This window comes from Amycolatopsis balhimycina FH 1894, from assembly GCF_000384295.1.
GTDB classification, from domain to species: domain Bacteria; phylum Actinomycetota; class Actinomycetes; order Mycobacteriales; family Pseudonocardiaceae; genus Amycolatopsis; species Amycolatopsis balhimycina.
In genome coordinates this window covers 846,548-869,114 of sequence record NZ_KB913037.1, presented here as the reverse complement: position 1 = coordinate 869,114, position 22,567 = coordinate 846,548, and the positions used below count along the sequence as shown (strand labels likewise).

The following is a 22,567-nucleotide window of genomic DNA, read 5'->3' as shown; positions in this document are numbered from 1 at the left end:
GGGGCCGCCGGTGATCGCGATGGCCGATTCCCGCCAGCACCGGCTCCGGCGTCGACGGCACGCTCGAAGACGTGAACACACCTGCGCACACGGCCATCGAGCCCGGCATCCTGTACTTCGGCACCCCGGTCGTGCTCATTTCGAGCACCAACGAGGACGGCTCGGCCAACCTGGCCCCGATGTCGTCGGCGTTCTGGCTCGGGTGGCGGGCCATCCTCGGGCTCGGGGCCCGGTCGAAGACCGCCCAGAACCTGGTGCGCACCGGCGAATGCGTGCTGAACCTCCCTTCGGAGGGGCAAGCGGGGGCCGTCGACCGGCTCGCGCTCACCACTGGGTCGGATCCCGTTCCTGTCGGCAAGGCTCGGCGTGGCTATTTCCACGTCGCCTCGAAGTTTTCGCGGGCCGGGTTGACCGCTGTTCCGTCGGAAACTGTTGTGCCTCCCCGGGTTGCCGAGTGTCCGGTTGCCATGGAGGCTGTCGTCGAGGCCGTGCATCCGGTGGGGGACGATGGGGGGATCTTGACCTTCGAGGTTCGGGTTCAGCGGGTCTTCGTGCACGATGAGATCCGGGTGGCCGGTAGTGATGATCGCGTCGATCCTGACTCCTGGCGGCCGCTCATCATGAGTTTTCAGAAGTTCTACGGGTTGGGCGAGCAGGTTCATCCTTCCACTCTGGCTCGGATTCCGGAGCGGCTCTATCGTGGTCCTGATATCGATCGGGCTCGGTTGGTTTCTTCTCGGTGACTTTGCTTGAGTTTCAAGATGCGGCTTCGCCGTGGCCCCAGCTCAAGCGCCCAATGTGGCATTGGGGCGCTCGGCACCTCGCCCGGGCGCCGGCCGATCGCTACCCCACCGCGAGCGTCGGGCCGGTACGTGCGCCAGCCGCGCCCCGCTCCCGGCCCCCTCGGCTGCGAAGCACCCCCCCGCGATGCACGTGCACCCGCATGGCACGAGGGCACGGAAGCGGCAAGGCCTTTGCCCGCGCAGTCCAGGGATCGTGGTCTTTCGGGCATCCGCGTGGCGGTGCCGTCGCGGCGTCTTACGGCACTGCTACTGTTCGTGAGGAGAATTGCTTGAGGGCTTGACGAAACGAGTGCGGCGAGGGGATATGGCGGAGCGGTTCGAGTTCGTCCTCGAGGTCGTCGAAGCTCTCGTCGTCGGGCAGGCGACCGGGGGCGATGTCCGGCGGTACCCCTTGCGGGCCGGGCACCTGCCCGCCGATCCCGTGCGGTTCGTGCATGTCGCGCGGCGGGTTTACGACGCTCTCGAGGAACGGCGGCTTTCGGTCTCCGGTGAGCTGCACCCCGGTGTGCGGATGGCCTTCGAGCTGCTCGCCGAGCCGCGTGTTTCGGTTGCCGTCAGCGGGATCGATGGTCTTGGTGCCGATGTTGCCGTGCTCGTGGTCACCGATGGGGCGCAGGCGCTCGGTGTCACCCAGGCTCCGGACACCGATGAACTGCTGTTTTCGCTGTTCGCGGACGAGGACCTCGTCGAGGTCGTCACCGGTGTGCTGCCGCCGGCTCCGGCCGCCACCACCGGGAGGCACGTCGTGCACCGGGCCGCCGGGCGGGACGTTTCGGCCATGACCGCCAAGCGCATCGCGGACGCCGAGTTCGACGAAGAAGAGACCGATGCCTTCGGCATGATCGAGGTCAAGGCCGTCGTCCGGCCGGGGCGCCGTGCTCCGGCCGCGAAACCGTCGGACGTCGCCGTGCTGGAACGGGTGCTCGCCGAACCTCGGCTGGGTGGTGGCCACATCGCCGTCACCGCGCTGGGCCGGCGGGGCGAGCTGCTCGCGGGTGACCCGCTGAGCTGGCTGGACACCGCCGACGGCCGCTATCTGGTGCACACCAAGACCGGCGAGGCGGGCGAGCTGACCGCGGAGTACGTGCCGGCCGGGCGGGCCGACCTCGCGCGCGCGATCCGGCACGCGATCGCGGCTGTCTACTGATCGGGGAGGAACAGTCCTAGTGACGGAAGAGACCGCGGCGGCCGCCCAGGCGCTCCAGGCGACCATGCAGATGCAAGCCGCGACGACCCCCGAGGCCAAGATGATGGCCACGGTCCGCGTCGGCCTCGCCGGTGCCCAGCTGAAGCGGCTCGCCCAGAGCGGTGGCTTCGCGATCGACGACACCACCGGAAACCAGCTGATCAAGGCGCTCGAAGGCGTCCTCGAGTCCCTCGAAGAGCGGTGGGCCACGCTGCAGCGGCTGCACGACGCGCCGGCCATGAGCCGGACCGCCACCGGGCAGTGGGTCTCCGCGCACATGGTCAGCACCGCCGCCGACGAGCACGGGCTGCTCACCCAGCTGCAGGCGGCGCGGCAGGAGTTCCCGACCTACATCGAGGCCATCAAGCTGGCGAAGAAGAACTACCAGTCCCGGGAAGAGAGCACGCGGGCCACGCTCGCGGCGATCCCGCCCGCCGACCACAGCTGAGGGAGACCGTGGCACCCACCGCCCAGTCCGTGTCGGACCCGTCGTCCCCGGACTACGACCCGCGCAGCCCCCTCTACGACGTCACCGCCGACTCCTCGTCGAAGTACTACGTGGGGCCGCTGACCACGGACAGCTCGCCCTCGGGCGACCAGATCCGCGAGATGGCCACGCTGCAGGTCGACGACGAGATCCGGCGCGGCTGGCTCGGCCCGGTCGTCGACCCCGTGCTGCGCGACCGGAAGATCCAGGAGCTCTACCAGCAGCACCTCGCCGACGCCAAGCACGGCCTCGACGAGGGCCTCTCCATGCGCGAGACCGGCGGCCCGCCGCGCACGCTGTGGGCCAACGCCAGCCACGAACAGATGAACGAAGCCATCACGCTGGACGCCAACCCGGCGACCGTCGCGGAAACTTCGGAAGAGTGGGTGCGCGTCGGCAACGACCTGGGCACGCACCAGAAGACCCTCGCCGACGCGATCAACGCCAGCACCAGCAACTGGCAGGGCGGCGCCGGTGACGCCGTCCGCGAGCACCTCGCCGGCGTCGGCAAGTGGCTGGGCGCGACCGCGCAGGGCGCGACGCTCGCCGGGCGGCAGCAGGAGATCCACTCCCAGGCGCTCAACGAGACCCAGCGGCAGATGGGCGCGAACCCGCCGGTGCAGTTCGACCTGCAGGCCACCAACCAGCGCCTGCAGCAGATGACCGACCCGCTGCAGTACGCCTCGGCCGCGGGGGAGGCCGTGCAGACCTACAAGGCGCAGCAGGTCGCCCGCGAACACGCCGCGCAGATCCTGACGCAGTACGACGAGACCATCGGCAGCGCCGTCGCCACCCCGAAGTTCCCGGCCCCGCCGAAGCTGCCGACCGAGACGGCACGACGATCGACGACCATGGCGCCGGCGGGCGGGAGCGCGGCCACCGGCACCCGGCCGCTGCTGGCGCGGAGCCCGGTGGAACCGGCGCTGGACGGGACGACCGCGCGGACCCCGGCCGGCCTGACCGCGGCGGGTCTCGACGGTGCCAACGGCACGGGCGGTGCCGGTGCGGGCATCCCCGGCGGCAGCGGCGCGGGCGTGTCCGGCATTCCCGGTGCGGAGGGCCCCGGTGGCTCCGGTTTTTCCGGGAGCGGCATCCCCGGCGGAGAGGGCACCGGCGGCTCCGGCTTCTCCGGGAGCGGCATCCCGGGCAGCGGCTTCTCCGGCAGTGGCATCCCTGGCAGCGGTGTGGGCGGTTCCGGCGGCGCGGGCTTCACACCGCCCTCCTTCGACGTGCCCGGCACGCAGACGGGCGGCAACTTCACCGGCGCCGGCATCCCCGGCTCCTCGGTGCCGCGCTTCGACGACACGACGACGTCGTCCGGTTTCTCGCCGTCCGGCATCGGCCCCGGGACCACCGGCGGCAGCGGGTTCACCCCGCCGAACATCCCCACCATCCCGGACGTCTCGGGCGGCACCGGCGGCCCGCGCGGCGGGAGCCCGATTCCCGGGTTCACCCCGCCCGGCATCGACCCGCTCACCGGCCTGCCCACCGGCACCGGCGGGCTCGGGAACCCCGGTGGTGCCAAGATGCCGACCATCGGCCGGGGCGGCGGGATCAACGGCGACAGCATCGCCAGCAGGCTCGGCGGGATCGGCGGCGGTGGCGGTGGCGGGGGCGGCTCCCTCGGCGGGATCGGCGGCTCGGGCACCGGCGGTGCCGGCGCCGGCGGTGCCGGGATGCGCGGCGCGGGCAACCTGAGCGGGGGCGCGGCGTCCGGCGCGGCCGCCGAGGCCGAAGCGGCGGCGGCGCGGAACGCGATGTCCGGGCGCGGCGCGGCCGGCGCGGCGGGCTCCCCGGGGATGGGCGCCATGGGCGGGGCCCGCGGCGGCAAGAAGGAAGACGACAAGGAACACAAGGCAGCCGGCTACCTCGAGAGCGACGACCCGAGCTTCTTCGCGGGCGAAGAAGCGGTGGCGCCTCCGGTGATCGGCGACTGGAAGAACCAGGATTGGAAGTGAGCACATGACGGCCGGCGGTTTCGAGGTCGAACCGGACGACCTGGTCGCGCACGCGAGCCACGTCGACAGCCTGGTGGACCGGCTCAACACGGCCGTTTCGGCGTCCGACACGGCGATGTCGGACCACGCCTACGGGCTGCTGTGCGCGTTCCTGCCGCCGATCATCCGGCCGACGGGCGAACAGGCGAAGGACGCGCTGTCCGCGTCTGTCGAGGGCGTGCGCGGGCTTTCCGACAACGTCAAGACCGCGGCGCAGTCCTATCGCGACGGGGAAGAAGGCAACGCGCAGCCGTTCGAGCGTCAGCTCGCGGCCTCGCCGGCTGAAGTGAAGGTGAAGGCATGACGGGCCCGAACGGCTTGGGGGACCTGATGCAGGACCCCGACGAGACGATCCGCCGGATGGACGACTGGGCGGCCGGGTTCGCGGTGAAGGCGCAGAAGTACCAGGCGGCGCAGGAGCAGACCGAACGGCTGCGGCTGACCGCGAGCAGCCCTGACGGCGCGGTCAGCGTCACCGTCGGTGCGGATGGCACGGTCACGGACCTGACGTTCTCGAACAAGGTCAAGTCGTTCCCGCTGGAAGAACTCTCGCGGCAGATCCTCACGACGATGCGCCGCGCGCAGGCCGGCATCGCCGACCGCGTCGCGGGGGTGATGGCCGAGCAGCTCGGTGACGAGGATCGCGAGACCCGCACCCTGCTGCTCGACAACCTGCGCGGCCGGTTCTCCGATCCGGACGAGCCGGACGACCAGCCGGCACCCGGCGAGCCCGGCCCGGTGCCGCCGTCTCCGGCGGGCGGCGCGGCCGTCCCGCCCGCGGCTCCGCCGGCGTCCGCGCCGCGGAGGCGGCCCACCGCTCCGGAGGACGAGGACAACAACCCGTGGTGACCCGAGTCGACAAGAAGGTCGTGTAGTGGCGAACCCGTTGGTCGCGGAGACCAAGGATTCGACGAAGGCGTATTCGGGGATTTCGCTGCTGGAGTCGGCGAATGATCTGAAGTCGGCGATCGAGAGTGGTGACTGGGCGTCGGTGGCGATGGGTGCCGTCGGCACGGCCCTGGACGCGCTGTCGATGGCGATGGATCCCTTCGGCGCGATCCTGGCGGCCGGGGTCGGCTGGCTGATCGAGCACGTCGGGCCGTTGAAGGAAGCGCTCAACGGGCTGACCGGCAATGCCGATGAGATCGCCGCGCAGTCGGAGACGTGGAAGAACATCGCCACCGAGCTGGGCAGCATCGGCGAGGACCTGACCGGGATGGTCAAGACCGACACCGCGTCGTGGACGGGGACCGCCGGGGACGCCTACCGGCAGCGGGCGCAGGACACGGTGACGCTGCTGACCACGGCTCAGAAGGGCTGCGAGGGCGCCTCCAGCGGGGTCAAAACCGCTGGTGAAGTCGTCGCGGCCGTGCGGGCGTTGGTGCGGGACATCATCGCGGAGCTGATCGGTCACCTGATCAGCTGGGCACTGCAGGTGGTGTTCACCCTGGGCATCGGGATGACCTGGGTCGTCCCGCAGGTGATCAACGCGGTGGCGAAGACGGCGTCGAAGATCGCGAACCTGGTCAAGCGGCTGGTGACGGCGTTGAAGGCGCTGATGCCGCTGCTGAAGCGGGCCGGCGATCTGTTCGGTGACGCGGCGAAGGCGTTGCGGAACATCAAGCCGGGCAAGGCCGCGCCGCCGCCGAAGCACGCCGACATCAAGGGCAACCCCAAGGGGCTCGACGACGGCCCGAAGGGCAATGGCGGGCCGCCCCCGAAGACCGACCCGCCACCCAAGACCGACCCGCCCCCGAAGACCGACCCGCCGCCCAAGGGCGACGACAGCACCAGTGCGGCGGGCGCGAAGGCCGACCCGCCACCCAAGACCGACCCGCCACCGGCGTCGAAGGGGCCCGAAGACTCCCCGAAGAGCCCGGACCCCACGCCCGACGGCCCGACCGGATCGCGCGGGCTCGACGGACCCGGTTCGGGTGGCAAGGGCAAGGGCAAGGACAACAGCCCACCGCCGCTGAAGGACGAGAAGCCGAACCCGCGGTCGCAGGACAACACGCGGTGCGTGACCGACCCGATCGACGTCTCCACCGGCCAGATGGTGATGAGCGAGGTCGACGCCGAGTTCCTCGGTGTGCTGCCCCTGGCCGTCGAGCGGACGCACTTCTCGTCCCACCGGGCCGGCCGCTGGTTCGGCGCGAGCTGGGTGTCCACATTGGACCAGCGGCTGGCGGTCGACGACGCCGGCCTGACCTTCGCCGCGGCCGACGGGACGATCCAGAAGTTCCCGTACCCGCTCGTCGGTGTCTGGACCACCAGTGACCAGGGGCCCGAGCGGCGCCTGACCCGCACCGACGACGGTGGCTACCTGATCGAGGACTTCGAGCGGGCGCACGTGCTGTACTTCGCCCCTGGCGGACCGGAACTGCCGCTGACCTCGGTCGGCGACCGGCACGGCAACCGGATCGAGTTCGCCCACGACTCCCGCGGCGTGCCCACCGAGATCCGGCACAGCGGCGGCTACACCGTCCGCGTGGAGACGGCCGGTGGGCTGGTCGCGGCGCTGCACGCGGTCGCCGCCGACGGCACCGAGGTCGAGCTCCTGCGCTACGGCTACACCGATGGCGAGCTCACCGCGGTCACCAACAGCACCGGACAGGCGTTCCGCTACACCTACGACCCGGCGGGGCGGATCACCGCCTGGACCGACCGCAACGGCGAGTGGTACCGCTACACCTACGACCAGCACGGACGCTGTGTCCGCACCGAAGGCGCCGGCGGGTTCTTCACCGGCACGTTGGCGTACGACACCGAAAACCGCGTCACCCACTCCACGGATTCCCTGGGCCACCGCACCGAGTTCCACCTGAACGAAGCCGGGCAGGTGGTCAAGGAGGTCGGCCCCGCCGGCGGCGCGATCGTCAACGAGTGGGACGCCCACGACCGGCTCCTGCGCCAGACCGACCAGCTGGGCCGCACGACCGCCTACGCCTACGACGACGCGGGCCACCTCGTCACCATCACCCGGCCGGACGGCGCCGAGATCACCTTCGAGCGCAACCGGTTCGGCCTGCCGCTGACGATGACCGAAGCACCCGGGGTGGTCACGCGCTGGGAGTACGACGAGCGCGGCAGCCTCACCGCGGTGACCGATCCGGCCGGCGCCACCACCCGGTACGCCTACGACGGCGAGGGGAACGTCTCGGCCGTCACCGACGCGCTGGGCAACACCCTGCTCGTCGAGACGGACGCCAGTGGCCTGCCGGTCGCGACCACCGACCCGCTCGGCCGCGTGACCCGGTACGAGCGCGACCTGTTCGGCCGGATCCGGGCCATCACCGACCCGTCGGGGAGCGTGGAGCGCTTCGGCTACACGGTCGACGGCCGGCTCGCGTGGCACCGGCACCCGAGCGGCGCCGTCGAGCGGTGGATCTTCGACGGCGAAGGCAACAGCGTCGCGTACACCGACGCGGCCGGGGCGGTCACCCGGGCCGAGACCACGCACTTCGACCTGCCCGCGGCGGAGATCCGCCCGGACGGCAGCCGCGTCGAATTCGCCTACGACACCATGCTGCGGCTCACCGCCGTCACGAACGAGCAGGGGCTCGTCTGGCGCTACGAGTACGACGCGGCCGGCAACCTGGTGCGCGAGACGGACTTCGCCGGCACAGCGGTGGACTACCGCTACGACGCCGCCGGGCAGCTCGTCGCCCGGACGCACGCCGGGGAGACGACGACCTTCCGCCACGACCTGGCCGGCAACGTCGTCGAGCACATCTGCGGGCCGGTCACGACGCGGTACACCTACAGCACCGTGGGGCACCTCCTGGAAGCCGACGACGGCCGGACGCGGGTGACGTTCCAGCGGGACGCCGCGGGCCGGGTCACCGCCGAAACGGTGAACGGCCGCACGGTCGAGTCGGGCTACGACGCACTAGGCCGCCGGGTCCGGCGCCGGACGCCGTCCGGCGCCGAGAGCGTCTGGGAGTACGACGCGCTGGACCAGCCGGTCGCCGTGCACACGGGCGGCCGGACCCTGCGGTTCGAACACGACCACGCCGGCCGCGAGGTCCGGCGCGCGCTCGACTCCGGCGCGGCGATCAGCCAGGCGTGGACACCGGACGCGCAGCTGCTCTCGCAGACGATCACCGCCGCGACGGGGCAGCTCAGCCAGCAGCGTTCCTACGCGTACCGGCCGGACGGCGCGCTGACCGGCGTCCAGGACCGGCTCACCGGGCCGCGCGGGTTCACCCTGGACCAGCGTGCCCGCGTCGTCGGCGTGCAGGCGCCGCGCTGGTCCGAGCGGTACGCCTACGACGCGGCGGGCAACGTCACCGACGCCGTCTGGCCGGCTTCGGGCAGCCAGGACGCGCTCGGGCCGCGGTCGTTCGCCGGCACGGTGGTCCGGACGGCCGGGCGGACCCGTTTCACGCACGACGACCGGGGCCGTCTCGTGCTCCGGGAGACCGAGACGGCGGGGACCTGGCAGTACGCCTGGGGCCCGCAGGACCGGCTCGCCGGGGTGCGGACCCCGGACGGCACCCAGTGGCGGTACACCTACGACCCGCTGGGCAGGCGGATCGGCAAGGAACGGCTCGGCCCGGACGGCACGAGCGTTGCCGAGCGCGTCGAGTTCACCTGGGACGACCAGGTCCTGGTCGAGCAGGCCCACTCGGACGCCACCGGCATCCGGGTCACCGTGTGGGACTACGAGCCGGACGGCTTCCAGCCGCTGATCCAGCGGGAACGGCAGTTCCGCTCGCCGCAGGAGCTGCTCGGCGAGCAGTTCCACCTGGTCGTGGCCGACCCGTCGGGCGCGCCGGCCGAGCTGGTCGACGACCGCGGCACCGTCGCCTGGTTCTCGCGGCTGAGCCTGTGGGGCGCGACCGTCGAGGAGACCCGCACGGGGGCGGGCACGCCCCTGCGGTTCGCCGGGCAGTACTTCGACGCCGAGAGCGGGCTGCACTACAACTTCTTCCGGTACTACGACCCGTCGACCGGGCGGTACGCCAGCCCGGACCCGATCGGCCTCGGCGCCGGGCCCAACCCGCACGCCTACGTCGAGAACCCGCACGCGTGGGTCGACCCGCTCGGGCTCGCACCCCAGAGCTGCAAGAACGGCGGCACGAGCGCGCAGGGCGCCGCGGGTGGTCCGAGCGGCCAGAAGCCGAAGCTGACGATCAAGACGAACGTCCCGAACAACGTCGTCACGGAGCACTCGCCGGGCGGACGGCTCTACCAGCAGATGTCGCCGGCCGGGAAGTACGGCGCGAAGAAACCCGGGACCAACGCGCAGAAGTACGACCGGCGCACCGCGGCCGGGTACGAGAATCCCAAGCACGACCACGGCAAGATGCTCCCGCTGTGGGAAGACGCGGCGCTTTCGCCGGTTCCGGGTGGGAAGAAGCCGGACAAGAAGTGGCTGATGGACCCGAACCGGCGCTTCGACACCAAGCAGCCCGGTGAGAACTACACGGGTGCGAGCGGCAACGAGATCAAGGGCCACAAGAACGGCGTGCTCGGGCACGACGAGGCCGCGGGCTCGAACTGGAACCGGGAAGGGAAGGACCGGACCCGGGAGGAAAACCTCAAGCACAACCGCGAGACGAGCACCTACCACGGCATCGAGTCCAAGGAGCGGTCCAACGCGAGTGGCGCGCACGAGGACCGCTACATGAGCCCGCGCCCGGGCGACGGCGCGAATCGCGCGTACTGGGACCGCAACGACCCCAACTTCGCGAAGCAGGGTGGCCCTTGGCACACCTGGCAGGAGGTTCCCGGTGGCGCGAAGCCGCCGGCCGCCGGCCCGCAGGCGGGCCCGTCCGGCTCGGGCCCGGTGCACTCGCCGATCTCGCCGGACGGCGCCCCGCCGGCCAAGCGGCCGCGGCGGGACGACTCGGACACCGACATGGGTGACTGACGCGGCGGAACCGCTCGACAGACGGCTTCCGGGGGTCGACACTGGGCCGATGACCGGCCTGATCACCGGAAGCCGTGTCCGGCTGCGGCCTGCCGCCGCCTCGGACGCCGCCCGGTTCGAGGAGATCCTGTCGCACCCCGAAGTCGCCCGCTGGTGGGCGGACGCCGAAGAGCCGGTGGCCACCCAGGTGTCCTACCTGCTGGACCCGGACGAAGGCACCACGACCTACGCCGTCGAGCACGACGACGTCGTCGTGGGGATCGAGCTCGCCTTCGAGGAGGCCGATCCCCAGTACCGGCACGCCGGGATCGACATCGCGGTGCACCCCGACTGGCAGGGCCGTGGCCTCGGCTCCGACGCCATCCGCGCGCTCGCCGAACACCTGTTCACGGTGCGTGGGCACCACCGGCTGGTGATCGACCCCGCCGCCGACAACAAGGCGGCGATCCGGCTCTACGAGTCGCTCGGCTTCCGGCCGGTCGGCACGATGCGCTCCTACGAGCGCGGCCCGGACGGCAGCTGGCACGACGGCCTGCTGATGGACCTGCTGGTGGACGACCTGGTGCCGGTGGCCGCGCTCAGCGGCTCGTGAATCGCTGACGGTTCAGAGGCGGTCCAGGCGGATCGCCGCGGCCATGCGCTCGTAGCCCGCGTCGCCCGGGTGGAGGTGGTCACCGGAGTCGTACGCCGGCAGCATTCGCAGCGGATCGGCGGGGTCGCGGACCGCCGCGTCGAAGTCGATCACCGCGTCGAACACCCCGCTGGTGCGGATGAACGCGTTCACCGCCTGCCGGGTCGCCTCCAGGGTCTCGTCGTAGACCCGCCAGCCCTTGAACGGCGTGAGCGTGCCGCCGAGGACGCGGATGCCACGCGCGTGCGCCTGAGCCACCAGCTGGCGGTACGCCGACGTGATCGCGCTCGCGTCGGTCTGGTGCGGGGTCTGCTGGATGTCGTTGATGCCCTCCAGCACGATCAGCGTCCGCACACCGCCGACGCCCAGCACGTCGCGGTCGAAGCGGGAGAGCGCGTTCTGGCCGGCGCCGGAGCCGGGTACGTCGAGCAGCAGCCGGTTGGCGCTGATCCCGGCGTTCAGCACGCCGAACCGGCCGTGCAGCCGGTCGGCGAGGTAGTCCGGCCAGCGGTGGTTCGCGCCGGCCGCCGAGCCGACGCCGTCGGTGATCGAATCACCCAGTGTCACGATCGAGGCTTCGGCGCCGCCCTGGACGTCGACGCCGGAAACGTAGTGCCACACCGCCGCCTGCTCGGTGTAGGGGGCGCCGGACTCGCTGGCGGCGAAGTCGCCCGCGCGGGTGAAATACGACGTCTGCGACGCTGCCGGGTGGTAGGTGACCGGGCCGGACTTCGACGGCACGTACGTCGTCACGAGCAGGTTCGCGTCGGCGGGCACCCGCAGGCTCACCGGGTCGCTCAGCGCCTCGGCGCCGGCCGGCACGACGACGCTCGGCGAGCCGCCGAAGGTCACCGGCCGCAGGGTGCCCGCCGCGGCGTCCGGGCCGGTGCCCTGGACCGCGATCGTGACGTGCCCGAAGGTCAGGGGAGCGGCCCCGAAGGCGTTGGAGAGGTGGACGCGTGCCCGGCCACCCCCGGCGCTCGTGTGCACGACGTTGCGGATCGAATAGCCCGGGTAGCCGTCCGGGGTGTTCGGCACGGCGGCCGCGGGCGCCGCCGCCCACGTGCCCGTCCAGCCGCCGACGGCGTGCTGGGCGACGACCGGGAGAGCGCTTTCCGGGTTCGCGCTGCCGGAAGCCGTGAGGATGCCGAAGCCCGCCAGGACGGCCGTGCCGACGGTCAGGAAGCGTCGCATACCCCCACCGTCCCGTGTGTCCTGCGGGTCAGCGACCGCTGATCAGGTGAGGGCGGCGGACAAGATCCCGGACAGCGGGCCGGGGGCGGACCCGTCCGGAATTCTGGGGATACCGGACGGGCCCGCGCGAGGTGGCCGTTGCCGCGACGGCCGCTCGCCGGGGTACCCGGTCCCGATCGGGCGGAGGCTGGCCCGGATCGTTGCGTCGTGGTGACCCCGGAGGGCGTGTGCGAGACGCCCTCACCCCAAGCACGGCCCCCGGCCCGCCCCGGTTCAGCCCATTCCCCAGCTTTCTCGCGCAGCCCACCCAACCCAGCACGCGGAAAGGCCGTGAATGGCACATTCACGGACTCTACGTCCCTCAATGTGCCATTCACGGCCTTCACGAGCGGGAGGGTCACGCCGCGGCGGCGGGAACTCCGCTCAGGGCGCGGTGGCCCGCGTCGGTCAGTTCGGCGGGTGCCCACTGGCCGGGGGCGACGAGCCGGGTGGCTCTGACCAGCCCGGCGTGGGCGAGGTCGTGGGCGGTGTTCTGGTCGCAGCAGGACAAGCCGTCGACGCGGAGGTCGGGTTCGCAGCTGCAGCGGAGCTCGGCACGGCCTTCGGCGACCGCCTTGAGCATGGCGATCGCGCGGCGGCTCAGCGCGTTCGGGTGGGTGGACATCGGTCTGGCCTTTCGTGCGGCTGGTTCGGTGCGAGTGCTGCAGCTCGTTACCTAGGGATACGCGGCGAACACGAGCGTGGTTCACAACGATCGCTCCGGTTGGCCCCTTGACACGGTTGAGACCAACCAGCAGGGTCAGTCATCGGATGAATCAGTTCCGCCAGCGACAGATGCGCCTCAGTGGGGCGAACTCTGCCGTAAATCCGCCGTAGTCATCCGATCCCTGGAGGTTCAATGACGACCTTCCCCCGCCGCCAAGCCCTCGGCATGGCCCTCGGTGGCGCCGTCGCGCTCAGCGCGGCCGGCCTCACCCCCGCCGGTGCGGCCATACCCGTGGACGCCGCCCCCGACAGCACAGACGGCCCCGACACCCCGATCGTGCCGCCTCCGCCACCCGTCCCGGTCGCGCTCGACGCCTGGTTCACCAACGACGGCATCGACAGCGCGTCGGCGACCGGCGGTGACTTCGACGGGTCCGGCTACACCTTCCCGGCCGAGCACCTGCCCGCCGGGCAGACCACCACCGCCGGTGGCGTCCCGTTCAAGCTCGGGTCCGCGGCCGCCGGCGCGAAGAACAACATCGCCGCCACCGGCCAGAAGATCGACCTGCCGAAGGGGCGCTACTTCGTCGCGTACTTCCTGGTCGCCGCCAGCTACGGCACCACCGGCGGCACGGCGACCGTGCACTACGCCGACGGCAGCACGAGCACCGGTTCCCTGTCCGGTCCGGACTGGTACACCGGCAGCGGCGCGCTCGTCTCGCCGTTCCGCTACGCGCCCGGCGGGGTCGTCGACAACAACCCGGTTTCGCTGGCCACCGGGCAGGTCTGGGTCGACCCGGCCCGGGAAGCCGTCGCGCTGACCCTGCCCACCACCGCCAACCCCGCGCCGAACGTCTCCAGCCTGCACGTCTTCGCGCTCACCCTCCAGCCGGTCGCCGTCGGCCGTTCGGCGCTGATCCTGGACGGCCGCTCGACGGCCAACCTGCTGTCCGACGGGGGCCCGCAGGCCGCCGAGGCGACCGTGGTCAACGCCGGCACCGTGTGGCTCGGCGCCCGCGACCGGGTCACCGTCACCGTCGACGTCCCCGGCGGCCGGACCACCGTGCCGGCGGCCATCCGCGCGCTGGCGCCGGGGGAGCAGGCGACCGTGCGGCTCGGGCTCGCGCCGAACGCGTCCGTGCCACCCGGTACCACGACGAACGGCCAGCTCCGCGTCACCGCGGGACGCGGCACGCTGGCCACGCAGCAGGTGCCGATCACCCTCGGTGTCCCGGACTTCCGCCCGGCCGACGCGTCGCTCTCGACGCACCGCGCGCCCTACTGGTTCACCGACGCCAAGTTCGGCATCTTCATCCACTGGGGCGTGTACGCCGTGCCCGCGTGGGCGCCGGTCGGGCAGCAGTACGCGGAGTGGTACTGGCAGAACCAGCAGGACCCCAACGGCCCGACATACGCCTACCACAAGGAGAAGTACGGCGAGAACTTCGTTTACGACGACTTCATCCCGATGTTCACCGCGGCGAAGTTCGACCCGCGGACCTGGCTGAAGCTGATCGCGGACGCGGGTGCCGAGTACTACGTCCTGACGTCCAAGCACCACGACGGCTTCGCGTTGTGGGACACCAAGGTCAGCGACCGCAACTCCGTCAAGCTCGGCCCGAAGCGGAACGTCATCGCGGAGCTGTTCGCGGCTTCCCGGAAGTACACCCCGCAGCTGCGCAACGGCCTGTACTTCTCGCTGCCGGAATGGTTCAACCCGGACAACCCGTGGATGGGCCACGCGCCGCGCAATCCCTACACCGGCGCGTCGCTGCCCTACACCGGCTACACCGCCGGCAAGGACTTCGTCCGCGACTACCAGGCGCCGCAGGTGCTGGAGCTGATCTCGGAGTTCGACCCCGACGTGCTGTGGTTCGACATCGGCGGCGTCAACGACAGCCGGAACGTGCTCACCGAGTACTTCAACCGCGCGAAGAACCGCAAGCGCCCCAAGGACGTCACCTACAACGACCGCGGCGGCATCCCGGACCACGACTTCACGACGCCGGAGTACACGACGTACCCGAACACCGTGGTGGCGAAGTGGGAGGCGAGCCGTGGGCTCGACCCGTTCTCCTACGGCTACAACCGCGCGACCCCCGACGCGAAGTACATGACGGCGGAGGAGGTCGTCCGGACCCTCGTCGACATCGTCTCGAAGAACGGCAACTTCCTGCTCGACATCGGACCGGACTTCGACGGCACCATCCCGGACGTCATGCAGAAGCACCTGCGGGACGCGGGCGCGTGGCTGAAGGTCAACGGCGAGGCGATCTACGGCACGACGTACTGGTCGCGGATGGCGCAGCTCGGCGACCTGCGCTTCACGGTGAAGCAGAACGAGGCGTTCTACGTGCATTCGCTGGTGGCGCCGGGCAGCCGCGTGGTCGTGGACGCCCCGGTCCCGATCCGCGCGGGGGACCGGGTGACACTGCTCGGGTATCGCGGCACCCTGCACTGGACGGTCGAGAACGGTTCGCTGGTCATCGACGTCCCGGCCGCGGCCCGCCAGTCGGGCCGCTTCACCTGGGTGTTCAAGATCGCCTGGAGCTGACCCGCCGCTGCGCCAGCGATCTCAGTTCCGGCGGGACCGGCCCGGGGTGGACCACGCCCAGCCACTGCGTGGCTCGTGTCATCGCCACGTAGAGGTCGTTGGGGCCGTGCGGGCCCGCCGCGAGGACGGCGGCGGGGTCGGCGATCACAACGGCGTCGAACTCCAGGCCCTTCGCCTCGGCCGGGGTCAGCAGCACCACTCCGGCGCTCAGGTCTGGTGGCACGCTCAGCGACAGGACGGCCGCCAGCTCGCCGGCCTCCGGCGCGATGATCGCCAGCCGGCCCCCGGTGTGCTCGCCGACGAGTTCGGCGAGCGCACCGGGCACGTCGGCGGCCGCCTGGCGCCACGGCGGCTTTCCGCTCGCCCGCACCGACGTCGGCGGCCGCAACTCCGGGTGGTGGCGGGCGAGCAGTTCCGCCGCGACTTCCATGATCTCCGCCGGGGTGCGGTAGCCGACGGTCAGCTGCGCGAGCCGGTGCGGCCGCGGCACCCGGTCCCACGACGTCGCGCCGGCCGCGCTCCCGGTCTGGGCCAGGTCCCCGACGACGGTCATCGACCGGGACGGGCAGCGGCGCGCCAGCATTCGCCAGTCCATTTCGGACAGTTCCTGGGCCTCGTCGACGACGACGTGCCCGAACACCGGCACGCTCTCGCCGACCAGCGCGGCGACCTCGTCCAGCAGCGGGATGTCCGCGGCACTCCACGGCCCCTCGACGATCTCCGCGGGTGTCAGGGACGGCCACAGCTCGTCGAGCACGTCCTGGACGCCGGTGTCGCCGAGCACGGCCGTCCGCAAGGCTTGCCGGTCCACCTCGTCCAGCAGGACACGCGGGCCGTCGTCTTCGTCCGGGTCGAGCACCACACCCGCGGCGGCCAGCGCTCGCAGTTCGGCGTCGCCGAGGCGGCCGTCGGCACTGCCGCCGTCGAGCGCCTCACCGGTCTCGGTGAACGCGAGCGCCTCCATCCGGTCGACCAGCTCCCCGGTGAGCGTGGCCACGACCGCCCGGTGGAAGACGTCCCGCGCCTGGTTGTGCGGCAGCCCGGTCTCCCTGGCTTTCCGGACGGCCCGGCGCACCACCGCCGGGTCCAGGCGCAGGACCTGCTGCTCGAACTCGACGCCCAGGGGCTCCTCGGGCACCCGGACGGTGGCTCGCACCGCCTCGGCCAGCCGGGTCGCCATGTCCGCGCGGCCCTTGCGGGCGGCTTCCGCGGCGGTGTCCTCCCGGGTGACCGCGACGCCGGGGAGGAGATCGGGCACGGTCGCCGTCACCACCCGGTTCTCGCCGAGCCCGGGCAGCACCTGGCCGATGTAGTCGAGGAACACCCGGCTGGGGCCGATGACGAGCACCCCGCGGGTGCGCAGGTGTTCGTGGGTGTAGAGCAGGTAGGCGACCCGGTGCAGGGCGACGGCCGTCTTTCCCGTGCCCGGTCCGCCTTGTACGACGAGCACGCCCCTGGCGTCGTCCCGGATGATCCGGTCCTGCTCGGCCTGGAGGGTCGTGACGATGTCGCGCATGCGCCCGGTGCGCTCGGCCGTCACGGTGGCGAGCAGCGCGGCTTCGCCGACCAGCCCGTCGGTCGGCGCGTCCGGGTCGAGCAGTTCGTCGTCCACGGCGACGACGGTCCGGCCGCGGGTGGTGATCCGCCGCCGGCGCACGACTTCGCCCGGCTCGGCGGCGGTCGCGGTGTAGAAGGGCCGGGCGGCGGGCGCGCGCCAGTCCACCAGCAGGGGATCGCGGTCGTCTTCGAACAGCCCGATCCGTCCGATGTGGACACGCCGGCCACCGGTCAGGTCCAGCCGGCCGAAGCACAGCCCGTCCTCGACCGCCGCCAGCCGCGCCACCTCGGCCCGCCACACGTCCGATGCGTGTCCACGGGCGAGCGCGGCGGCCGCTTCCTCCCGCAGGGCGTCGAGGCGGGCGTAGAGAACGTTCACGTGGTCCTGCTCGGCGGCGAGTTCCTGCATGCCGGAGAGCCTGCCCGCGATCTCGCGGAAAGTGCAGTCTTGTTCTTCTTGACAGTGTCAGCCGCGCCTCAGAAGTCCGCGTTTTTGCCGATGTACAGCTCCGCGAACGCGGCCGCCGCGGCGGGGGAACCCAGCAGGCGGCGCATCCGGGCCTCCGCGATGCGCGCCAGGAACGGGTTCTCCGTCCCGGCGGCCGTGTGGTGGAAGATGTCCGACAGCCACAGTGAAAACTCCTGGTACTGCCAGACCAGGGGCAGGCACGCGGCGGAGTAGCCGGCCAGCGGGGCCGGGTCGTCCGCGTAGTACGCCGCCAGCGCGTCGGTCAGCAGGAACGCGTCGTGCAGGGCGAGGTTCATGCCTTTCGCCGCGATCGGGGCGACCAGGTGCGCCGACTCGCCCGCCAGGTGCAGCCGGCCGTGCGACATCGGCTCCACGACGTAGTTGTGCATGTCGAGGATCCGCTTCTCGACCAGCGTGCCTTCGATGATCTCCCCGCCGGGCACGGTGAGCCGCGCGTGCAGTTCCCGCCACACGCGCTCGTCCGGCCAGTCCGCTTCGGTCTCGCCCGGCGCGGTCTGCAGGTAGAACCGCGTCACCGCGGGCGTGCGCGCCATGTGCGCGGCGAACCCGCGTGGGTGGATGCCGAACAGCACGCCGTCGGCGGACGGTGGCGCCTCCGCGAGCAGGGCGAGCCAGCCGATTCCGTAGTCGTGGTGGGCGCGGACGGCGGATTCCGGCAGGTAAGTCGAAGAGACGCCGCGGGCGCCGTCGCAGCCGGCGACGAAGTCGCAGTCGAGCCGGTGCTCATCGCCGCCGGCCCGGAACGTGACGGCGGGGGAGTCCGACGTCAGGTCGTGAAGGCGGACGTCCGAAACCCCGAAGACCGCCTCACCGCCCGCGCCGGTGTACTGCGCGACGAGGTCGGTCACCAGAAGCTGTTGCGGGTAAACGAAATGCCGCTGCCCGGTGACGTCGCCGTAGCGGAAGACGTGCCGCCGCCCGGCGAACCGGAACTCGAACTTCTCGTGCCGCGGCGCCTTCGCGACGAGCTGCTCGCCGAGACCGCGTCGTTCGAGCCCGCGGACCGCCCACTCTTCGATGAACCCGGCCCGTGGCCGCTGTTCGATGAACGCCCGGCTTTCCCGCTCCAGCAGCACGCAGCCGATCCCCGCGCGCCGCAGGAGGTTCGCCACCGTGAGTCCGGCCGGGCCCGCCCCCAGCACGGCCACCGCCGTGCGCGTCGACACCATGCGCCCGAGGGTAGCGCGAACCGGACGAACCGCTCAGTAGTAGTGCCGCAGCTGGGGCCACGCCTGTGACCACGGCCGGGTCAGCGAACACAGCGAGAGCACGACGCCCTGTTCGTCGTTGTCGACGCCTGCGGTGTTGCGGTGTTTCGCGACCGGACGGCACCCGGTGATCAGCCGGGACGCGGGCGAGCCCGGCTGGATCCGCCCGACGAGCAGCACCGGCCCGACCAGCCGGTCCGGCGGCGGGCCCCAGTCGGCGTACGACATGTGCGGCGAGTACGGCTGCGGCAGCCCGCGTTCGGGACCGTAGCGTTCGATCGCCCCGGCTTCGCCGTAGTTCCCGGCGACGATCACCGCGGTGTCGCGCTCGGTGTCCGGAATCCGCTGCCACGCGCCCGCGACGCTGTCGGCGAAGTCCGGCCAGCCGACCTGCTCGCCCGGCTCCTTGTTCATCGCCAGCAGGGGACCGTTCAGGGCCGGCGCCGGCACGATCGGGAGTCCGATGAGGACGGACACGGCCACGCACACCGCGGCGGCCCCGCCGGTCAGCGCGCGGCGCAGCGTCCCGCCACGGCCCAGCCACCGCAGCACCGGCTCGGCACCCAGCGCCACCAGCGGCAGCAGCAGCGGCACCGAGTAGTACGGCTTCCCGCCGAGGACCAGGAGCTCGAGGCAGACCACCGGATAGGCGATCGCGAGGGCCCGGGCCCAGCGCAGGCCGGGTTCGCGCCACGGCCGCACGAGCCCGGCGATCCACACCGGCACCAGGACCGGCGAGAGGAGGACCAGCTGCATCGGCACGAACAGGACGCGGTTTTCGGCGCCGTCGTCCTCGCTGATGCCGCCCGCGACGGTGAGCATCGGCCAGCTGTGCGACGCCTGCCAGAGCACCACCGGGGCCGCGAGCACTACGGCGATTCCGGCGCCGGCCGCGAGCCACCAGGTCGCGAACACCCGGCGCGGCCCGGCGACGGCCACGCCGACGCCGAGCCCGGACAGCAGGAGCAGGACCAGCCACTTGTTCGCCAGGCCGAGCCCGGCGGCGGCGCCGACGGCGAGCCACCACCGGCCGTCGCCGGTACGCAGCAGCCGCAGGCCGAAGAACGCGATCAGCGACCACAGCAGCACGTCGGCGGAGTTGGTGGCCAGCATGTGCGACACGACCAGCACGTAGGTCGACAACGCCGTCGCGAGCGCGGTGAACAGCTGGACGCCGCGGCCGCCGCCGAACTCGCGAGCGATGAGCGCGACGACCACGACGGTCGCCACGCCCAGCAGGGTGGCGGCCACTCGCAAACCCGCGGGCGTCTCGCCGAACAACGCCGTCGACGCGCGGGCGAGCCACGGCGTGATCGGCGGGTTGTCGACGTAGCCCCAGTCCGGACGGCGGCCGGCGGCGACGAAGTACAGCTCGTCGCGGTGGAAGCCGTAGCGTCCGGACAGCGCCGTCAGCACAGCGGCCTGGACGGCGACGACAATTCCCACCGGCAGCGCGGCGAACCGCGGCAGTGACAACCGGGCCTCCGGCCCGGGCCGGAGGCTCCGCCACCCGGACCCCCGAAAAGCTCGCGTGCGACTGGCCCCCATGGCAGCCTCCCCTTGGCGTGCCCGGATCGTACGCGGTCGATCAAGCCTCCGGGAGCGCCCCGAGGAATTCGCCGCCGGCGTCGGCGACCAGCTCGGCCAGGGACTGCGCGCGGCGGATCGGCGTGAACTCCACGTGACCGTTCGGGGACACGGTGAACCCGTGCACGGCCGGGCGCGGCAGCGTGTTGTACGCGTAGTGCGCGCCGAAGTAGTACGCGCCGGTGTCGTGGGCGACGACGAGGTCGCCGGGTTCCAGCAGCGGCAGGGGGCGCTCCCGGGCGAGGAGGTCGCCGGCGAAACACAGCGGACCGGCGATGTCCTGCGGCACTTCGGGTCCGGGCTTCGGGGTGCCCTTGGCGTCGAACGCGCCGAGCCGCAGCGGCCAGTGCTCCGGCTGCAGCACCGTGCGGGCCGCCACCTGGGCACCCGCGTGCGTCACGGCGATGGGCCTGCCACCGGCGACCTTCGTGTACTCCACCGTGCTGACCAGGAAGCCGCTCTTCGCCAGCAGGGACCGGCCGAACTCGGTGACGAAGTCGTAGCGTCCGTCGGCGAGCGCGGGGACGCGATCGAGCAGCGTCGCGACGTAGCCGGCGTAGGTCGGGCCGGGCTCCTCGGAGGCGAAGTTCACCGGGAGCCCGCCCCCGAGGTCGAGGCTGGTGACCTGCCGGTACCCCGCTTCGGCGTTGATCTCCTCGGCCAGCTCGTACACCGTGGCGACGCCCTCGGCCATCAGCTCCGGCGGACAGCCTTGCGACCCGACGTGGACGTGCAGCCGGGTCAGCCACGGCCGGCACGCGAACGCTTCGAGCAGCAACCCCCGGTTTCCGTGGTCGCGCAAGGGAATGCCGAACTTCGACACCGCGGTGGCGGTGCTGGTGTCCCCGATCAGGCCGGCGCCGACCTGCGGGTTGATCCGCACACCCAGCACCGACCGCGGCGGTACCGCGCCGACCAGCCGGTCGAGCCGGGCGAGCTCCTGGAAGTTGTCGGCGTTGACCGCGGTGCCCTCGGCCAGCGCGTGCGCCAGCTCGGCGGTGGTCTTGGCGGGGGAGTCGAGCACCAGCCGCGCGCCGCGAAGCCCGGCGGCTTCCGCGACCGCCGTCTCGCCGGGACTCGCGACCTCGGCGTCGACCCCGAGGCCGCCGAGGAACCGCAGGAGCGGAGCGAGCCCGCACGCCTTGACGGCGACCGTGTGCTGGACGCGGCCGAGCGGCGCGAACGCCTTGGTCAGGTCCTCGACGGCCTCGCGGAGGCCGTCGAGGTCGACGAACCCGGCCAGCGGGTCGACGAGGTTCTGCTCCGCCGCGGCGGAGACGGCGCGGAGTTTTCGTTCGGTTCGGTTCACGTTCCCAGGACAGCAGCACCCGGTGCGGCGGGTCCAAGACTCCGTCCCGATGAAAGCATAGGCTCGACCTATAGTGGCTGGGTGGACCTGCGCCGATGGCACTACTTCGCCGTGCTCGCCGAAGAGATGCACTTCACGAAGGCGGCCGCGCGCCTGTTCGTGTCACAGCCGTCGCTGAGCCAGCAGATCCGCGCGTTCGAAGCCGAACTCGGTGTGGCGCTGCTGGACCGCTCGGGCCCGCGTTTCGTTTTGACCGAGGCCGGGCGCGTCGCCGCCGCGGAGGCCCGCGAACTGCTCGACCGCCTGAACCGGGCGCGGGGCGTGATCGCCGCGGCCGGCCGGGGCGACGCCGGACGGCTCCGGATCGCCTACACACGTTCGGCGCCGGGCCCGCTGGCCGGCGACCTGGTCGCGGCGTACCGCGAGCGGCACCCGGACGTCGAACTCGCCCTGGAGACGGGCTGGACCAGCCTGAACCTGGCCCGGCTGGCGGCGGGCGAGATCGACGTCGGCTTCGTGCGGCCGCCGGTGAGCGTCCCGGACGTCGAGGTCGCCGTCGTCGGTTCGGAGGAAGTCCTGCTCGCGCTGCCGCACACGCACGCGCTGACCCGCCGCCGCGGCCGCGTGCGGCGGGCCTGGATCGCCGCCGAGCCGGTGGTGTTCTGGCCGCGGGAGAACGGCCCCGGGCAGTACGACGCGATCAGTGGCCAGGTCTGGCCGGGCGGGCTGCCGCCGATCGTCCGCGAGGAACCCGAGGACGAGCAGCTGATGCGCGCGGTCGCCGAAGGCGCGGGCATCGCCGCGGTGCCGGAACACCGGGCGCGGGCATTGCGCCGCCGCGGCGTGGTGCTGCGGCGCCTGGAGGAACCGGCGCCGAGGATCGACCTGGGCCTCGCCTGGCGAGCCGGCCCGCTACCCCCGGTGGTGCGAACCTTCGTCGACCTGGCCCGCGACGGAACCGGCCCGTGATCGAAGGGTCATCAC

Annotated in this window: 16 protein-coding genes; 10 read left to right on the top strand and 6 right to left on the bottom strand. The window is 72.2% G+C overall.

What is annotated here, in order from left to right; translation table 11 throughout:
• Positions 1 to 71 precede the first annotated feature (71 nt).
• The 8 genes from A3CE_RS0103060 to A3CE_RS0103025 all read left to right on the top strand — a co-directional run bounded on the left by A3CE_RS0103060 (position 72) and on the right by A3CE_RS0103025 (position 10,940).
• The gene (locus tag A3CE_RS0103060; RefSeq protein WP_020638594.1) at positions 72 to 743 is read left to right on the top strand and encodes a flavin reductase family protein; all 672 of its coding nucleotides are present in this window, start codon (positions 72 to 74) and stop codon (positions 741 to 743) included.
• Positions 744 to 1,107: 364 nt separating this feature from the next.
• Positions 1,108 to 1,950, top strand: coding sequence for an ESX secretion-associated protein EspG (locus A3CE_RS0103055; RefSeq protein ID WP_020638593.1), 843 nt, complete (start codon positions 1,108 to 1,110; stop codon positions 1,948 to 1,950).
• Between the two features lie 19 nt (positions 1,951 to 1,969).
• A complete protein-coding gene (locus A3CE_RS0103050) occupies positions 1,970 to 2,437 on the top strand; it encodes a hypothetical protein (protein ID WP_020638592.1) in 468 nt (155 codons plus the stop codon).
• An 8-nt stretch (positions 2,438 to 2,445) separates the two neighbouring features.
• Entirely contained in the window at positions 2,446 to 4,434 is a 1,989-nt protein-coding gene (locus A3CE_RS0103045; protein WP_020638591.1) for a hypothetical protein, read from the top strand.
• 4 nt (positions 4,435 to 4,438) lie between these two features.
• Positions 4,439 to 4,777 carry a type VII secretion target gene (locus A3CE_RS0103040; protein WP_020638590.1) on the top strand — a complete coding sequence of 113 codons (339 nt, stop codon included), beginning with the start codon at positions 4,439 to 4,441 and terminating at the stop codon, positions 4,775 to 4,777.
• Positions 4,774 to 5,322 (top strand): YbaB/EbfC family nucleoid-associated protein, encoded by a 549-nt coding sequence (locus tag A3CE_RS0103035; RefSeq protein ID WP_020638589.1) that lies wholly within the window; start codon positions 4,774 to 4,776, stop codon positions 5,320 to 5,322. The genes A3CE_RS0103040 and A3CE_RS0103035 overlap by 4 nt, the downstream gene beginning before the upstream one ends.
• Before the next feature lie 25 nt (positions 5,323 to 5,347).
• Positions 5,348 to 10,348: an RHS repeat-associated core domain-containing protein gene (locus A3CE_RS0103030; RefSeq protein WP_020638588.1), complete on the top strand. Its 5,001-nt coding sequence runs from the start codon at positions 5,348 to 5,350 to the stop codon at positions 10,346 to 10,348.
• A 49-nt stretch (positions 10,349 to 10,397) separates the two neighbouring features.
• Positions 10,398 to 10,940 (top strand): GNAT family N-acetyltransferase, encoded by a 543-nt coding sequence (locus A3CE_RS0103025; RefSeq protein ID WP_020638587.1) that lies wholly within the window; start codon positions 10,398 to 10,400, stop codon positions 10,938 to 10,940.
• 12 nt (positions 10,941 to 10,952) lie between these two features.
• Here A3CE_RS0103025 and A3CE_RS0103020 read toward each other — a convergent pair whose 3' ends face one another.
• Both A3CE_RS0103020 and A3CE_RS0103015 read right to left on the bottom strand, forming a co-directional pair.
• Positions 10,953 to 12,173 (bottom strand): SGNH/GDSL hydrolase family protein, encoded by a 1,221-nt coding sequence (locus A3CE_RS0103020; protein ID WP_020638586.1) that lies wholly within the window; start codon positions 12,171 to 12,173, stop codon positions 10,953 to 10,955.
• Between the two features lie 397 nt (positions 12,174 to 12,570).
• Positions 12,571 to 12,837 (bottom strand): hypothetical protein, encoded by a 267-nt coding sequence (locus A3CE_RS0103015; RefSeq protein WP_020638585.1) that lies wholly within the window; start codon positions 12,835 to 12,837, stop codon positions 12,571 to 12,573.
• A gap of 234 nt (positions 12,838 to 13,071) precedes the next feature.
• Here A3CE_RS0103015 and A3CE_RS0103010 point away from each other — a divergent pair, with 234 nt between their 5' ends.
• A complete protein-coding gene (locus A3CE_RS0103010) occupies positions 13,072 to 15,432 on the top strand; it encodes an alpha-L-fucosidase (RefSeq protein WP_020638584.1) in 2,361 nt (786 codons plus the stop codon).
• Here A3CE_RS0103010 and A3CE_RS0103005 read toward each other — a convergent pair.
• The 4 genes from A3CE_RS0103005 to A3CE_RS0102990 form a co-directional block, all read right to left on the bottom strand.
• Positions 15,413 to 17,398, bottom strand: coding sequence for a HelD family protein (locus A3CE_RS0103005; RefSeq protein WP_020638583.1), 1,986 nt, complete (start codon positions 17,396 to 17,398; stop codon positions 15,413 to 15,415). The two genes, A3CE_RS0103010 and A3CE_RS0103005, sit on opposite strands and share 20 nt — an antisense overlap.
• Before the next feature lie 68 nt (positions 17,399 to 17,466).
• Entirely contained in the window at positions 17,467 to 18,648 is a 1,182-nt protein-coding gene (locus A3CE_RS0103000) for a 4-hydroxybenzoate 3-monooxygenase (RefSeq protein WP_020638582.1), read from the bottom strand.
• A 33-nt stretch (positions 18,649 to 18,681) separates the two neighbouring features.
• Positions 18,682 to 20,163 carry an ArnT family glycosyltransferase gene (locus tag A3CE_RS0102995; RefSeq protein WP_020638581.1) on the bottom strand — a complete coding sequence of 494 codons (1,482 nt, stop codon included), beginning with the start codon at positions 20,161 to 20,163 and terminating at the stop codon, positions 18,682 to 18,684.
• A gap of 112 nt (positions 20,164 to 20,275) precedes the next feature.
• A complete protein-coding gene (locus A3CE_RS0102990; RefSeq protein ID WP_020638580.1) occupies positions 20,276 to 21,583 on the bottom strand; it encodes a type III PLP-dependent enzyme domain-containing protein in 1,308 nt (435 codons plus the stop codon).
• A gap of 81 nt (positions 21,584 to 21,664) precedes the next feature.
• Between A3CE_RS0102990 and A3CE_RS0102985 the strand changes: the two genes are divergently transcribed.
• Complete coding sequence (locus tag A3CE_RS0102985) at positions 21,665 to 22,552, top strand: LysR family transcriptional regulator (protein WP_020638579.1); 888 nt, start codon at positions 21,665 to 21,667, stop codon at positions 22,550 to 22,552.
• Positions 22,553 to 22,567 lie beyond the last annotated feature (15 nt).